The 12,307-nt window shown below is 40.3% G+C and carries 11 protein-coding genes; 9 read left to right on the forward strand and 2 right to left on the reverse strand.

Translation table 11 applies throughout. The annotated features are described in order from the left end of the window. Positions 1-724: 724 nt before the first annotated feature. The 9 genes from AC4J95_RS17780 (at position 725) to celB (ending at position 10,918) form a co-directional block, all read left to right on the forward strand. Positions 725-1,930: a glycine C-acetyltransferase gene (locus AC4J95_RS17780; protein WP_494550997.1), complete on the forward strand. Its 1,206-nt coding sequence runs from the start codon at positions 725-727 to the stop codon at positions 1,928-1,930. A 41-nt stretch (positions 1,931-1,971) separates the two neighbouring features. Next, a complete protein-coding gene (locus AC4J95_RS17785) occupies positions 1,972-2,973 on the forward strand; it encodes an NAD-dependent epimerase/dehydratase family protein (protein ID WP_494550998.1) in 1,002 nt (333 codons plus the stop codon). 245 nt (positions 2,974-3,218) lie between these two features. Then, positions 3,219-4,568 carry an APC family permease gene (locus AC4J95_RS17790; RefSeq protein ID WP_316401858.1) on the forward strand — a complete coding sequence of 450 codons (1,350 nt, stop codon included), beginning with the start codon at positions 3,219-3,221 and terminating at the stop codon, positions 4,566-4,568. Between the two features lie 207 nt (positions 4,569-4,775). Then, positions 4,776-6,209 (forward strand): 6-phospho-beta-glucosidase, encoded by a 1,434-nt coding sequence (locus AC4J95_RS17795; protein WP_494550999.1) that lies wholly within the window; start codon positions 4,776-4,778, stop codon positions 6,207-6,209. A 92-nt stretch (positions 6,210-6,301) separates the two neighbouring features. After that, the gene (locus AC4J95_RS17800) at positions 6,302-6,616 is read left to right on the forward strand and encodes a PTS cellobiose transporter subunit IIB (protein ID WP_316401855.1); all 315 of its coding nucleotides are present in this window, start codon (positions 6,302-6,304) and stop codon (positions 6,614-6,616) included. 15 nt (positions 6,617-6,631) lie between these two features. Continuing rightward, positions 6,632-8,650 (forward strand): BglG family transcription antiterminator, encoded by a 2,019-nt coding sequence (locus AC4J95_RS17805; protein WP_494551000.1) that lies wholly within the window; start codon positions 6,632-6,634, stop codon positions 8,648-8,650. Positions 8,651-8,663: 13 nt separating this feature from the next. Continuing rightward, the gene (locus tag AC4J95_RS17810) at positions 8,664-8,978 is read left to right on the forward strand and encodes a PTS cellobiose transporter subunit IIA (RefSeq protein WP_316401853.1); all 315 of its coding nucleotides are present in this window, start codon (positions 8,664-8,666) and stop codon (positions 8,976-8,978) included. A 40-nt stretch (positions 8,979-9,018) separates the two neighbouring features. Then, the gene (locus tag AC4J95_RS17815) at positions 9,019-9,525 is read left to right on the forward strand and encodes a hypothetical protein (protein ID WP_494551001.1); all 507 of its coding nucleotides are present in this window, start codon (positions 9,019-9,021) and stop codon (positions 9,523-9,525) included. A 16-nt stretch (positions 9,526-9,541) separates the two neighbouring features. Further along, positions 9,542-10,918 (forward strand): PTS cellobiose transporter subunit IIC, encoded by a 1,377-nt coding sequence (gene celB, locus AC4J95_RS17820; protein WP_316401851.1) that lies wholly within the window; start codon positions 9,542-9,544, stop codon positions 10,916-10,918. A gap of 52 nt (positions 10,919-10,970) precedes the next feature. Here celB and AC4J95_RS17825 read toward each other — a convergent pair whose 3' ends face one another. Both AC4J95_RS17825 and AC4J95_RS17830 read right to left on the reverse strand, forming a co-directional pair. Further along, positions 10,971-11,405, reverse strand: a complete 435-nt coding sequence (locus AC4J95_RS17825; RefSeq protein WP_316401850.1) for an acyl-CoA thioesterase — start codon at positions 11,403-11,405, stop codon at positions 10,971-10,973. A 2-nt stretch (positions 11,406-11,407) separates the two neighbouring features. After that, positions 11,408-12,247, reverse strand: a complete 840-nt coding sequence (locus tag AC4J95_RS17830; RefSeq protein WP_316401849.1) for an NAD(P)H-hydrate dehydratase — start codon at positions 12,245-12,247, stop codon at positions 11,408-11,410. Positions 12,248-12,307: the final 60 nt, after the last annotated feature.

Here is a 12,307-nt window from a genome sequence, read left to right on the forward strand (position 1 = left end):
TCAAAAATAGTATAGAAACCTGCAACTATCCTAAACGTTCGAATCAATCGGACGTTTAGGATTTTTTGTTTTGAAAATAACGTTTAGCAAATCGCTCAATCGGATTGATCTGGATCATTAATTATCAGATTAGCGATGAAAATGAATAGCGAGTCTCGACGATTCAAAAAGCTCTTTTTTACAGAAATTTCATTTGATTTTTGATGAAATCGATCAAAAAATATGAAATCGCAGTTTTATATGAAAACGGTTTTTCAATTTATTTGAAAATGATTAGAGCCGCAGAGGAACCAAAAAAATATTTTTTTTGTTATTAATTGACGCAGATAAATTTCATTGTGATAAAAATCGCGTGCTAATGATGGGGATTAACGGTTGAATTGTAAGCGTTTTTTAGATTACGCAGAAAAGTTGACCTGAATTAATTCGAAACATTGTGAAAAAGCTACGTTTTGTTTTGAAGTTTTTTACGTTTAAAGCGCGATCGAATTGGCCAACCTAAAAACTAAATAATCGATTATTAAATAAAATCAATTAGAAAGTTTTTAACTTTTATTATAATTCAAAGAATTGTCGAGTGTTAAAGTTGTAAACGTTATCAACTGCGGATAGACTAAGGGTGTAAACAAGGGAAGCGCAACCAAATAAACGAACTGTTCAAATTTTTTGAACAAAAAAATAACAGTTTTTGATTGCACAATAATTAGTACGGAGGAGAATTGCTATGAGTTCAAAAGTTCTTGACCAATTTCTAGAAACGAACTTGGAAGATCTAAAAGAAAAAGGATTGTTCAACACCATCGATATTTTGGAAGGAAGTAATGGTCCGATCATTACAGTCAATGATAAAGAAATGATCAACTTGGCTTCTAACAACTATCTAGGATTTGCTACTCGACCTGAATTGATCGAAGCAGATGTGGAAGCAACGAAACATTACGGAGCCGGTGCCGGAGCGGTTCGGACAATCAACGGAACTTTAGACATTCACCAAAAATTAGAAGAAAAAATCGCAGAATTCAAAGGTACAGAAGCAGCCATCGCATTCCAATCAGGCTTTAACTGCAACATGGGAGCGATCTCAGCAGTCATGAAAAAAGGCGATGCGATTCTATCTGACGAATTGAACCATGCATCAATCATTGACGGCTGCCGTCTATCAGGTGCGAAAATCATCCGCGTCAACCATCAAGATATGGAAGACTTAGAAGCGAAAGCGAAAGCGGCAACTGAAAGCGGCGAATACAACAAAGTAATGTACATTACAGACGGCGTCTTCTCAATGGACGGCGACGTAGCGAAGATTCCTGAAATCGTCGAAATCTGTGAAAGATACAATGTCATCACTTATGTCGATGATGCGCATGGAACTGGCGTAATGGGACACGGTCACGGAACTGTTAAACATTTTGAGATGCAGGATCATATCGATTTCCAAATGGGAACCTTGTCTAAAGGAATCGGCGTTGTCGGCGGCTATGTAGCTGGAACCAAACAATTGATCACTTGGTTGAAATCGCAAGCACGCCCGTTCTTATTCTCTACTTCATTAACACCAGGAGCTGCAGGTGCTTGTATCAAAGCGATTGATTTGATTGAAGAACATCCTGAATATGTCGATACACTTTGGGACAATGCCAACTATTTCAAATCAGAATTAAAACGGATCGGCTATGATATTGGTCATTCAGAAACCCCAATCACACCAGTTATTGTTGGCGATGAAAAATTAGCCCAAGAATTTTCTAAGAAATTGATCGAAAACGGCGTTTATGCGAAACCAATCGTTTACCCAACTGTGCCATTAGGAACAGGCCGCGTACGGAATATGCCGAACGCTGGACACACAAAAGAAATGCTGGATGACGCGATCAAGGTTTATGAAAAAGTTGGAAAAGAACTAGGTATCATCAAAGAAACTGTTCAATAAAAAAATTAAATTTTAGGATAAATAGAGAGGAAGTCACATTCATGAAAAAAGTATTGATCACAGGCGCATTAGGACAAATTGGTTCAGAATTAACAGAAAGACTACGCAAAGATCTAGGGGTAAAAAATGTCATCTCAACCGATATTCGTACGGTTGAAGGCAGTCCAGTTGTTGAAAATGGTCAATTTGAAGAATTAGATGTAACCGATTACGATAGCTTTTTGGACATGGCTAAACGCTATGAAGTAGATACGATCATCCATTTAGCAGCCTTACTTTCTGCCACTGCTGAAAAACGTCCTGCGTTTGCTTGGAACTTGAATATGACAGGGCTAATGAATGCGTTAGAAGTGGCTCGTGAAATTGGACCTAATACAAAATTCTTCGCACCATCATCGATCGCGGCTTATGGACCAGATTGCGAACCAGACAATACACCGCAGGATACCGTAATGCACCCTACTACCATGTATGGAGTGACCAAAGTAGCGGGTGAATTATTAGAAAATTACTACCATGATAAGTATGGTGTTGATAGCCGTTCCGTTCGCTTCCCTGGCTTGATCTCATATAAAGTAGAACCTGGCGGCGGTACAACGGATTACGCTGTAGACATCTATTATGAAGCATTAAAAAACAAATCCTACACATCATTTATCGACAAAGGAACCTATATGGACATGATGTATATGGATGATGCAATTGAAGGAATCGTGAAGTTAATGAACGCAGATGCGAATCGTTTAGAGCATCGCAACTCATTCAACATCACTGCAATGTCCTTTGAACCAGAACAAATTGCGGCATCAATTCGCCGCCGGATTCCTGATTTTGAATTGAAATATGACGTAGATCCAGCACGTCAAGGAATCGCAAATTCATGGCCTAATTCGATCGATGACAGCGATGCGCGCAAAGAATGGGACTTCAGTCCAAACTTTGATTTAGATAAAATGACAGATGAAATGTTAGAAAGATTATCAGAAAAATTTAAGGCAGAAGGCATAGAAACAAAGGTGTCTTTTGATAAAGTAAATTCATAAAATCGCGAAGGTTTCTTAACAGAGCATGAGGAGGAAATAAGAAAAAAGGAAATGTTTAAAATAACGTTTCCCTTTTTCTTTTCCCATGTTAAAATAATGTCCGAACAAATAAGGATAGTTGTTAAATACTTGGTGTATAGCAATTATTTGTTTTATTTTGTTTATGTAATAACTTCCACTATTTGTTTTAGAAACCATGTTAAGAAGTGAACAAACACTCGCTTCAAATTATAGGAGGAAAAAATATGGCAGTCGACCAACAAGAACTTGTGGGTTCACAAAAAGGTGAACTGAAACGAACGATGACCTTCTTCCCGGCCCTTTCGACAGTAATGGGTACCGTAATCGGTGCAGGGGTATTCTTTAAAGCAGCCAGTGTTGCTGCAGTAACAGGATCAACCAGCTTACACATGTTGTCTTGGTTCCTAGGCGGATTAATCAGTGTCTGTGCCGGATTGACTGGTGCGGAATTAGCAGCAGCGATTCCAGAAACTGGCGGGATGCTGCGCTATATTGAACGCGCTTATGGAGAATTTTGGAGTTTCCTACTCGGATGGGCACAAGTAGTCATCTACTTCCCAGCAAATGTAGCCGCTTTAGCAATCATTTTCGCAACGCAGTTTAAGAATTTATTCGGTATGAGCGATTCAACGATCATTCCGATCGCGATCGTCGCAGCAGCATCAATCATGCTGATCAACTTCCTTGGCTCAAAAGCCGGCGGAATGTTCCAATCAATTACGTTAGTCTGTAAGTTAGTTCCTTTAGCGTTGATCGTGATCTTCGGCTTGATGCGTCAAGGAGATGTTACTGTCAGCTTGCTGCCAGTTCAAGCAGGTGCCAACGTTGGCGGCTTCTTCCCAGCATTAGGTGCAGGGCTATTGGCAACAATGTTCGCCTATGATGGCTGGATTCATGTCGGAAATATCGCTGGCGAATTGAAGAAACCAGCACGTGATTTGCCTCGGGCGATTGCTGGCGGGATCTTAGGAATTATGGTCGTTTACTTATTAGTCCAATTCGCTTTCCTACGTACCATTGATATGTCTCAATTAGCAGGAAACGAAAATGCGGCGATGGATGTTGCTGGAACAATCTTTGGCGGCATGGGCGGTAAATTAGTCACGATCGGTATCCTGATCTCTGTATACGGAACGATCAACGGCTACACGATGACAGGTATGCGTCTACCTTATACGATGGGTCTTGAAAAACAATTACCATTCTCTGACAAACTAGTGAAATTAAACAAAAATCATGTCCCATATATCGCTGGTCTATTAGAATTAGTCATTGCGATTGGCATGATGATGGTCGGCGGATTCGATATGTTAACGGATATGTTAGTCTTCGTTATCTGGATCTTCTATACATTAGTCTTTATCGCAGTAATCAAATTAAGAAAAACAGAACCAGATTTGGTTCGCCCTTACAAAGTACCGCTTTACCCAATCATTCCAATCATCGCGATCATTGGTGGGGTGTTCATCTTAGTGATGACTCTGATCAACCAATTCTCATTAGCAATGATCGGTATTGCAATTACCGCATTGGGGATTCCTTTCTACATTTACTTAAAGAAAAAATATAACTAAACATCTAGTAGAAGAACGAGTTTATACACCTAAGACAGACTTCTGTTTTAGGTGTTTTTTTCGTCTAAAACCAGTAAATAGGTCATCTTTCTTCTATATAAATTACTGTAGCCAGGAAATTGCCACATCGTTGTGGCAATTGTCTGTGTTCTCAATGTAAACGCTATCTATTATGATGTGGTTAGTAAAGGAAAGGATGGTAAATGTATGACAGGATTTCCAAAAGATTTTTTGTGGGGAGGTGCAGTAGCAGCCCACCAGCTTGAGGGGGCTTGGCAAGAAGGCGGAAAAGGTGTCAGTGTTGCAGATGTAATGACCGTCGGTGGTCCTGGCGTTTCACGAAGAATCACTGAAGGTGTCCTTGAAGGAGAGTATTATCCAAACCACGAGGGCATCGATTTTTATCATCGTTACAAAGAAGACATCGCGCTTTTTGCTGAGATGGGCTTTAAGTGCTTCCGAACGTCAATCGCTTGGAGCAGGATTTTTCCAAAAGGGGACGAGCAAGAGCCCAACGAAGCAGGTTTGAAATTTTACGACGATCTTTTTGATGAATGCTTGAAGTATGGTATCGAACCCGTTGTGACACTTTCGCATTTTGAATTGCCGTATCATTTAGTAACCGAATATGGCGGTTTTGCCAATCGTAAGCTGATCGATTTTTTTGTGAATTTTGCAGAAGTTTGCTTCAAACGCTACAAAGACAAGGTCAAATATTGGATGACTTTTAACGAGATCAACAATCAAGCCAATTACGACGATCAGTTTTTCCCGTTTACCAATTCAGGAATCGCTTATAAAGAAGGCGATGACCGTGAGCGGATTATGTATCAAGCCGCGCATTATGAATTGGTAGCTAGCGCCAAAGCCGTTCAAATCGGTAAAGCAATCAATCCTAATTTTGAAATTGGCTGTATGATCGCCATGTGTCCGATCTATCCAGCGACATGCAAACCAGCGAATGTATTGATGGCGCAAAAGGCAATGGAAAAACGCTATTATTTCACAGATGTTCACGTGCATGGTGCCTACCCGGGTTATATGATGACATACTTTGCAAGAAAAGGTTATGATTTAGATATAACATCAGAAGACTTGGAAGAACTGGCAAAAGGAACGGTTGATTATATTGGTTTTAGTTATTACATGTCCTATGCCATCAAGCACAAAGAAGACAATCTATACTTTGACTACCATGAGCAAAGAGATTTTGTCAGAAATGAATACATCGGTATCTCTGACTGGGGATGGCAGATCGATCCTGAAGGTCTCCGTTATGCATTGAATTGGTTCACTGATCATTACCGAGTACCATTGTTTATCGTAGAAAATGGCTTCGGTGCCATCGATGAAAAAGAAGCAGACGGCAGTGTCCATGATTCGTATCGTATTGATTATTTCCGCGATCATATCAAGGAAATGAAAAAAGCGGTTGTCGAAGATGGTGTGGATTTAATGGGATATACGCCTTGGGGATGTATCGATTTGATCTCTGCCGGAACGGGCGAAATGAAAAAACGTTATGGCTTCATTTATGTTGATCGTGACAATGAAGGCAATGGAACTTTAGAACGCAGCAAGAAGGATTCATTTGATTGGTTCAAACAGGTGATTTCTTCAAATGGTGAAATATTAGAATAAAAATCGGCCCCGATCTAATTCAGCTATACGTTAAAATAATAGAAGAGTAGTGAACGGGTAAAAAAATTAGTATAAATAGGGAGGAAAAAACGATGAAAAAAGCATTAATTATCTGTGCCGGAGGAATGTCTTCATCAGTAATTGCAAAAAAAACAACAGAGGCTTTACAAGGAAAAGGAAATGAGATTCAAGTCGATGCGACTTCTCAATCTCAAGGAGCTACTACTATTGCAAAAGACGAATATGATTTGTATCTCGTTAGTCCGCAAACCAAAATGTATTTCGATAGTTTAGCAAAAGCAGCGAGTAAAGTTGATAAACCGATCGTAAACATTCCACCGCAAGCATACGTTCCGATTCCAATGGGGATTGACAAATTATCTAACGTCATTCTTGAAAATATTTAGTAAGGGCTGATAGAGATGTTGAGCAAGCGAGAAACACAAATCCTAAAATTATTATTTGACCACAAGCATACTTATTTGACGAGTCAAGAGATTGCTTCAGGAATTGATGTTTCCAATCGAACAGCTAGAAAATATCTTCATCTGCTGGAGGATGCTTTAAAGCAAGAAGCAGTCGCTACGATCGAGGCAAAGCAAGGAAATGGGTACCAGTTGAAAATTGAGGATGCGAAGAAATTTGACGAGTTTTATCTTGCAGAAGTCAAAGATCAAGCGACTTCTAAGGATATTACGACGATTCAGGAATCAAATGATCGACAGTATTACATTTTAAACCGCTTGTTTTTTGAACAGAGTGCCGTCTATGTAGATGAAATCGCTGATGAACTGTTTGTTTCTCGCTCAACCATATCAAACGATCTAGTTGAAATAAAAAAACTGATCACACCTTACCAAATCGAACTTCAAAGCAAAAGCAATAAAGGAATCTTCATTGTTGGGAATGAGCAAAACATCCGTCATTTCATTATGAATTATTTCTTTATGGAGCGTTTGCATGACAATTTATTTGCCTTTTCAATGTACGCGAATTTGCTAGAAGGCATCAGTGTTGAAGAAATTGTCATTATTGTTTTAGATGAATGCCGAGAATCACAGTTAAAGCTTTCAGATTTCATCGTTTATAATTTAGTCCTTCATATTGGTCTGGCGATCAAACGGATCCAAAATGGTTTTCTAATGGACATCCAAGCACCGATGTCTTTTGAGGAAGAATCGTTGGAGTATCAAACGGCCTTAAAAATCTTAGCCAGAATCGAAAATGCGATGGGAATCACCTTCTCTTCAGGGGAAGCGGATTTTATCGCCCTTCACTTGAAGAACAAGATTACCGCCAAAACGATCTTTAAAAAGGCAGATGCCACAGAAGACGAGATCCGAACGCAATTATTAGAAACATTGAAGCTCATTGATCAGGACACACCATTTGATTTAGAGCATGACACGATTTTGATTGATGGATTGATGATTCACTTTATCCCGCTGTTAACCAGGCTGCAAAATAATTCCAGCATCGAAAATCCATTGCTGGAGGAAATCAAGACACAATATCCTGATTTGTTTGAACTGACGGTTAACTACTTTTCAAAAATGCCAGTGTTCAAGTCTTATCAAATGACAGAAGGAGAATGGGCCTATTTAGCGATTCATATAACGGCAGCGGTTGAACGTTACTTTAATGAACAAAAGACTCATGTGTTAGTTATCTGCGCGACTGGATTAGGCAGTTCACAGATGATCAAAAATCGCTTGGAGCGCGAGTTCGGCTCCAGAATCTTAATTGAAAAGGTCATTAGTTATTATGAAATCGCCGAACAGGATTTAAGTCAAATCGATTTGATCATCTCTTCGATCAATCTGGGCAATATCGTCTTGAATGCACCAATCGTCAATGTCAGTGTTTTCTTAGGAAAAGATGACATCAAGAAGATCAATCATGAAATATCTAGTAATAAGGGTGGCCAATTCTCAAGTCGAAAAGAACATGAGCAAAAGGAATTGGTCGAAGAACAAGTTGAATTAATTAAGCGAAGTTTCAAACCGGAGCTGTTCTATTTTGTGGATGGTCAATCTACTAAAGACGCGGTCTTAAAGGAATTGATCGGCAAAATCGAAGCAGTTGAAAACACGGATTTGCAGGAAAGCTTTTTGAGCCAGTTAAAACTGCGAGAATCTTACAGTTCAGTCGTATTTTCTGAATTTATGGCGGTCCCTCATCCAATCGAAGCATTGACCAAAGAAGGGCATGTCGCTGTTGCGGTCGCGCCAGAAGGCATCGTTTGGGGCGATGAATGTCAGAATATTCAGTTGGTTTTCTTGCTGTCACCGGATAAATTAGGGAAGTTTGAGATTGACAAGGTTAGTCAAATGTTGGTTGAGATCATGGAGGATGATCACTTCAGAAAAGCCTTAGCCTTCAGTAATACTTTTGATAACTTTATAAAAGCGTTTATTGATCAATTTGAAAAAAGAGAGTAGAAGGAGAAAAACAATGGACTCAGAAAAATTACAAGAAGCAGCATTTGAAATTATTTTGAGTAGTGGGGATGCCCGGACACTTGTACATGAAGGCTTCAAAAGTATGCGTGAAGGAAACTACGAAGAAGCAGATGTACATTTGAACGAGGCGAATGATTCACTAGTCAAAGCACATAAAGCACAAACCGAACTCTTACAGCAATATGCCAGTGGAGAAAAAATTGAAATGGAAATCATCATGGTGCACGCGCAAGACCACTTGATGACCACCATGACCTTACGGGAAGTTGCGATCGAAATGCTTTCATTATATCGGAAAGTATCGTAGCAAGGCACCATCATTATTAGGAAAAAGAGGAGAACAGACGATGGATAAAAAAACTGCTAGTCAATTAAAAAAGGACACGGCCCTGAAGAATTTTCGCTATAATCGCTTCCTTTTACTTAGGTATTTATTAGCCGGTTTTTTCTTTACGAATATCTATTGGTTGCTTTCGCTAGCAATGAGTAAAAGCGCTTGGGCATTGTTGCCACTGGGATTACTTGTACTTTCAGTCCCGGCTATTGCAGAGCATTTACGTCTGTACGGCTATCCATCAGATGATGTTCGCGACCAGTTAAAAGGGCATCGATTGTATCAGATAACCCAAACGATAACGAATGTTGTTTTATTGGTGTCTGTTTTGACCAATTTAGGGTTCGAACAAGTCTTTCCATTTTTCAAAAATAATGCCACGAGCAAAGGGTTTGTCAGTTGTATTTTGTTAGCCGGTATTTTGTTATCAGCAGTTATTTTGAAACGAATCAGCAGCATTTATAGTCAAAAAGATAAGCATGCTTCATATATTACAGAATTCAGCAAACTAAATAATTAAAAAGGGTGATTAAAAAATGGACGGATCAAATAATAAAGTCTTTGCTTTCTTAGAGAAAAACTTGATGGGCCCAATGGGAAAAATCGCTTCACTAAAAGTAGTGCGGGGGATCATGGGTGCTGGTATGGGCGCTATTCCATTTACGATCGTTGGTTCGATGTTCTTAGTGTTCAATATTTTGCCAATGACCTTCCCGTTTTTAGAGGACATCTTCAACGCGACATTTTTCAAATTCAGTGACCTTTATATGTTAGCCAACAGTACAACGATGGGGATTTTGGCATTATACTTTTGTGTTGGCTTGGGATATGAATATACAAAAATCATCGCTGAGGAAGATGATTTGAACATGGCACCAATTACGGGAGCTTTGCTATCAATGTTCGCATTCTTCCTTTCTATCCCACAGTTAGTGATGGATAACGGAACAGTGGTTCGTTTGACTGATACTGAAGCAAACATCATCAACGGCTGGGCAATCGGCGGCGACGGTGTTTCTCGTTTGGGAACAGTCGGAATCTTTACCGGAATTATCATGGCAGTTATTGCCGTTCAGCTTTACCGTTTGTGTGTCTCAAAAAATTGGGTCATCAGAATGCCAGAACAGGTTCCAGAAGGTGTATCTAGAGCCTTTACAGCCTTGATTCCTGCTTTCATTGTTGCTTTTGTTATTCTAATCATCACAGGCGTATTAGTCCTATTCAATACGGATATCTTCCAATTGATCGCTATCCCGTTCGGTTTCGTTACGAACATGACCAGCAGCTGGATCGGTGTTATGGTTATCTACTTCTTGATCCACGCATTATGGATTGTAGGTATCCACGGTGCCAACATCATTTCTTCATTGATCGCTCCGATTACTTTAGGTAACTTGGCTTTGAACGCTGATGGCGCGCATATTCCATTAGCAGGTGAGTTCCAAAATGCCTTCGTAACAATCGGTGGTTCAGGTGCAACATTAGGTTTGTGTCTCTTCTTAGTTTATATGGCGAAATCAGAACAATTAAAAGTATTAGGGAAAGCAGCGATTGTTCCATGTTTGTTCAATATCAATGAGCCGTTGATCTTCGGTATCCCATTGATCTACAATCCGTTCATGGCGATTCCATTCTTCTTAGCGCCAATGGTTTCAGCATCAATTGCTTACTTTGCGATTCAATTAGAATTGATTCGCCCAGTAATCGCGAACATGCCTTGGCCTTCACCAGTTGGAGTCGGTGCCTTCATTAGTACCGGTGGTGACTGGAAAGCAGCAGTAGTGGCAGTTATCTGTGCAGCATCCGCATTCGCAATCTATCTGCCATTTGCTCGTGCATACGATAAGAAATTGGTCGGTGAAGAAAAAGCGATCGGTTCAGAAGAAAGTGCTGGAGAAAGTGTTTCAGCATAATCCAATACTCGAATAAATGAAATAGCCGCTGGCGGATGCCGGCGGCTATTTTTTAGATGTCTTCTTTGGTGGTCTCATAATACTCTAAAAACAATTCGTGAAGCGCGGGATGTGTTTTCCGTAATTGGACTAAACGATTGGTTTCATAGGACATGAAGCAGTGCTGACTGGTGCCGGTTGTGACCAGCTTGTCTCCTTTATAGACACGATACTCAAAATCTAGGCGTGTGCCGGTATATTTGGTAACGATTGGTTTGATCAATACTTCATCGCCGAAACGGACCATTTCTTTGTACTCGCAGCTGACACCTAAGACTGGAATCATGATGCCGTCTGCTTCAATTTTCTCAAAGGGGCAGTCCATAAAAGCCAGTGCGTCAACACGGGATTCTTCAAACCAGCGGATGTAATTCGAATGATGGATGATGCCCATCTTATCGGTCTCATAATAAAAAGGCTTGCGCTGATAGCCGGGATATTTTTCCATAGTTATTTCCTTTCGCTTGCGTATTTTTTCATATAACGAGGCAACGCCTCACTGATCGAGGTAGGCAAGACGACATAATTGTCCTCCGCCAAATCATCTCCGATCAAGCTGTGAAGATAGACCGCTGCTGCGACCGTATCAATATTTTTTTCAAATTGCGCTAAAAAGCCAGTGATCATGCCAGCTAATGTATCGCCCGTACCCCCAGTAGCCATGCCTGGATTGCCTAACGGGTTTTGATAATAAGCGACTGCCTCATCGTAGATCGTCGTGCGATGACTCTTTAAGACAATCTTGGCACCTAAGAGTGCTTGTTTCGCACGATTGTTCTCATTCGTTTGCTCCACAAACTTTAGACCGCTTAAATGCGCCCATTCTGCTTGATGAGGAGTGAACACGGTTTGTGCAGGGAACTTTAATGACAGATTATAATCCTTGAAAAGTGTGATCGCTGAGCCGTCCACCACCAACCATTGACCTACATTTTGGTTACTGACAACACCTTTTAAGAAAAGTGCCATCTCTTTCGCCAATCCCAATCCAGGGCCAATTAAGATTACATCGGCTTTTTCTAATGTTTGGTATATGGTGTTTGTCTCGTTGAAATCTAATACCATCGCTTCCGGCAAACGAGCATGAAGCGCTGTGTGGTTTTTTCTGGCAGTGATGACAGTAGTTAGGCCCGCGCCGCTTTTGACACAGGCTTCAGCGCTCATGATGATCGCTCCGCCATACTGTTGGCTGCCGCCGATCAACACGACTCGTCCAAAAGTTCCTTTGTGGGAAATCTCGGGCCTCTTCGTAATCACTTTATGTAAGATATCTTCGCTCAATTGGACCATCTAGTCACCCGCTTTCGTCAAATAATCATTTTACCATTTATAATAGAAATAGTAGGATAA

The organism is Enterococcus sp. GPZ-007 (assembly GCF_059374735.1).

What these genes read in the sequence shown, in the direction of transcription:
- AC4J95_RS17800 (WP_316401855.1), top strand. Translation starts at nt 6,302, where the DNA reads ATGAAAAAAGCATTAATTATCTGTGCCGGAGGAATGTCTTCATCAGTA.
- AC4J95_RS17825 (WP_316401850.1), bottom strand. Translation starts at nt 11,405, where the DNA reads ATGGAAAAATATCCCGGCTATCAGCGCAAGCCTTTTTATTATGAGACC.
- AC4J95_RS17810 (WP_316401853.1), top strand. Translation starts at nt 8,664, where the DNA reads ATGGACTCAGAAAAATTACAAGAAGCAGCATTTGAAATTATTTTGAGT.
- AC4J95_RS17790 (WP_316401858.1), top strand. Translation starts at nt 3,219, where the DNA reads ATGGCAGTCGACCAACAAGAACTTGTGGGTTCACAAAAAGGTGAACTG.
- AC4J95_RS17795 (WP_494550999.1), top strand. Translation starts at nt 4,776, where the DNA reads ATGACAGGATTTCCAAAAGATTTTTTGTGGGGAGGTGCAGTAGCAGCC.
- AC4J95_RS17805 (WP_494551000.1), top strand. Translation starts at nt 6,632, where the DNA reads ATGTTGAGCAAGCGAGAAACACAAATCCTAAAATTATTATTTGACCAC.
- AC4J95_RS17815 (WP_494551001.1), top strand. Translation starts at nt 9,019, where the DNA reads ATGGATAAAAAAACTGCTAGTCAATTAAAAAAGGACACGGCCCTGAAG.
- celB (WP_316401851.1), top strand. Translation starts at nt 9,542, where the DNA reads ATGGACGGATCAAATAATAAAGTCTTTGCTTTCTTAGAGAAAAACTTG.
- AC4J95_RS17830 (WP_316401849.1), bottom strand. Translation starts at nt 12,247, where the DNA reads ATGGTCCAATTGAGCGAAGATATCTTACATAAAGTGATTACGAAGAGG.
- AC4J95_RS17785 (WP_494550998.1), top strand. Translation starts at nt 1,972, where the DNA reads ATGAAAAAAGTATTGATCACAGGCGCATTAGGACAAATTGGTTCAGAA.
- AC4J95_RS17780 (WP_494550997.1), top strand. Translation starts at nt 725, where the DNA reads ATGAGTTCAAAAGTTCTTGACCAATTTCTAGAAACGAACTTGGAAGAT.